This is a genomic window from Acinetobacter sp. V102_4 (assembly GCF_031799005.1).
GTDB lineage: Bacteria > Pseudomonadota > Gammaproteobacteria > Pseudomonadales > Moraxellaceae > Acinetobacter > Acinetobacter calcoaceticus.
Map to the genome: position 1 here is coordinate 1 of NZ_JAVQNR010000011.1, position 2,596 is coordinate 2,596.

The following is a 2,596-nucleotide window of genomic DNA, read 5'->3' on the forward strand; positions in this document are numbered from 1 at the left end:
GCGTATGGTTTGCTTTGTAGTATTACCGAATATATTGATCACGAGCGTCGAGCAATGAGTCAAGATCATCGATTGAACTCAGCATGGTTTGGTGCAGGAGCCAATATTAAACAGAGGGGGTTGGAACAGGCATTAAGAATGGTGTCCTGAATTTAGGAAACTATTTAATAAATTCAAACTTTAAGTCTAAATAAAAAAATCCATGAGTTGAAAATTTATGAAAAGCCTTCATAAAGAATCATTTAGTGTATTGTAAATAGAGAGTAGCGAGAGAATGCAATATTCAAATGGTCTTACTATTGAACAGTTGTAAGATGGATTTTTATTGTTAATTAAAGATAAAAGCCTTTTTGACTTTTTATGGGGAGAAATTTGCTAAAGATTTCATGCATGAGCGTTTTATGGCAAACGTATCAGTTAATTCTTCTGATTACAGAATTCATATTCGAGACTTAAAAGCTCATGTATTAGTAGAAGATTTAAAATGTATCCTTGCTGATTTTCTAAATCAATACGTTTAGAGATTAATTTAGATCACAACAAAAACCACATCCGAAGATGTGGTTTTTTTATGCCTTAAAAAATATAGGAGTACCGTTATGGGACAAGCCATGATTAGCCAACAACAACCTTTTATAGGTCTACCCGTTGCTGCAAAAACTTATTCACGTCATACCAGACGGAGTATCAAAGCCAAACGATCAATTTTTTACTATCAACTTGCATTAATCCCGCCACTACATTGTTATATATTTTCTTGGATAAAATTAAGACTGAGCGGCTTGTACGGTTAAGCCGCTCCAACGTTTAAAGGCACGTCGAAAATTGGTAGCATCATTAATTTGCAAATATTGAGAAATTTGTTCAGTTTTAAAACCATGTACACGATAGTATATTTGCTGATTACAGTTATCATCAAAAAACTGTCTGAGACAATGATCTTTATAACTAGAAGTGAATTAAATTGATCCGATATTGTTGCTTTAAGAAATTTTAATAAATGAGTGGAATATTAATAAAATATTCTATTTTAATTTAAGGATTTTAGTGTGAAATAGTATTTATTTATGTGGCTTCTAAGGTTGTTTGAGTAAATAGTGTATATTTAATTGTTCGGAATATTGATTTAATTGTTTTTAAAATAAAATTAATATTTAATTTTTTTAGTGTTTTAAGGTGATTATTTAATAAATTATATATATGTTTATATGTCTTTTAGTTTTAATTAAAATAAATTAGCTCGTCTGGATAACTGCTTATACGAAAATTAGGCAGAATTTTTTATTTTAATTGTTTTTTCATTTTTCATTTTTCATTTTGCAGTTGTAGTCTAAGTAGTTTTTGGATGCCCTAAGTATTATTTTTTAATTTTTCAGCCGATTGATAAATATTTAAAACTCTTCTTTTAAAATAAATCTTTTATTTTGAGAAAATATTAATTGATTATGTGTTTTTTTTGCATTTATTTTTATTGAATATTGTTTTAATTTTGAACTTTTGTTACTAGGGATGAGAAATATTGTAATAGTGAATTTCTTAAATATTTATTTTTTTGTTCATCATTATGATTGGAGAAGTTTATTAAATAAGCTTGAGTTTGCATTGAAATAATTTGTGCATAATTTTTATATTCATTGAATGATATGGATGGAGTTATATTTATAATTAATTTGTATATTGTATCTAAGTATTGGCTTTGTATTTTATTTAACATGTTTTTTCCAGATGATAATCTTTGAGCTGAAGAAATTAATTCAATGAAAAGTATGTATGTTTCTTCATTTTCCATTTCATCTAGAATTGTATTTATAAAATTTAAAAATCGTGATAGAGGATCTTCATCTGTCAATGAATTCGTTATACCTTTGATCTTATCGTTGAATTCAAGAGCAATATCTCTAAATAAATATTCAATTAATTGGTTTTTATTTTTAAAATAGTGCTGAATAGTACTAATATGAATATTCATCCTATTAGCTATGGCTCTCATACTTAATCCACTATAACCTTCATTTATTAATATTTTCTTTGATGTATACATTATTTTTTTTACAAAAATTAAATTTTTTTCAGTGAATTTTTTTTTGTCTGAAGAAGGTGGCACTTTTATTTCTCCAATTTAAAGGAAGTGGGTGATAAATATTAAGTTTTAGTGTCTCAATTTTTATAAATAAAATATGTGTTTTTTTAAAAAAATCAAGATTTATTTTAATTTAATCATTTTAAAACAGTCACCTGACTGAGTTGATTCAGTCAGGTGACTGTTGAATTTTTATATGGATTTAAAAAAATAATTTAATAACAGTGGGTTATGTTTTGTTTTGAATGTTGGGTATTTTATTAATTAAAGTTTTAATTTTAATAAATGTAATTGGTGTTTACGAGACAATTATCATTTTGTATATTTTGCGCAAACAGCATCACATTTTAATTTTTATTAAATTTAAAAAATAATAAAAGTTTTTTGTGGTGAGTGTTTTATATTTTTAAAGTTTAAAAGGGTTTTATTATGAATATTAAGAAATCACTTCTTGCTGCATTAATGGTTGCTGGTTATGCGGTAAATACTCAAGCAGCTGTTACAGGACAAGTTGAT

The 2,596-nt window shown here is 26.2% G+C and carries 2 protein-coding genes and 2 pseudogenes; 3 read left to right on the forward strand and 1 reads right to left on the reverse strand.

The window, feature by feature from the left end; translation table 11 throughout:
- Window positions 1–150, forward strand: a pseudogene (locus RMB13_RS00530) (DUF932 domain-containing protein); the annotation flags it as partial.
- Between the two features lie 449 nt (window positions 151–599).
- Window positions 600–794 carry a hypothetical protein gene (locus RMB13_RS00535; RefSeq protein WP_311073078.1) on the forward strand — a complete coding sequence of 65 codons (195 nt, stop codon included), beginning with the start codon at window positions 600–602 and terminating at the stop codon, window positions 792–794.
- A gap of 689 nt (window positions 795–1,483) precedes the next feature.
- Here RMB13_RS00535 and RMB13_RS00540 read toward each other — a convergent pair.
- A complete protein-coding gene (locus RMB13_RS00540; RefSeq protein ID WP_311073131.1) occupies window positions 1,484–2,104 on the reverse strand; it encodes a TetR/AcrR family transcriptional regulator in 621 nt (206 codons plus the stop codon).
- Window positions 2,105–2,506: 402 nt separating this feature from the next.
- Between RMB13_RS00540 and RMB13_RS00545 the strand changes: the two are divergent.
- Window positions 2,507–2,596 (forward strand): annotated as a pseudogene (locus RMB13_RS00545) (SCPU domain-containing protein); the annotation flags it as partial.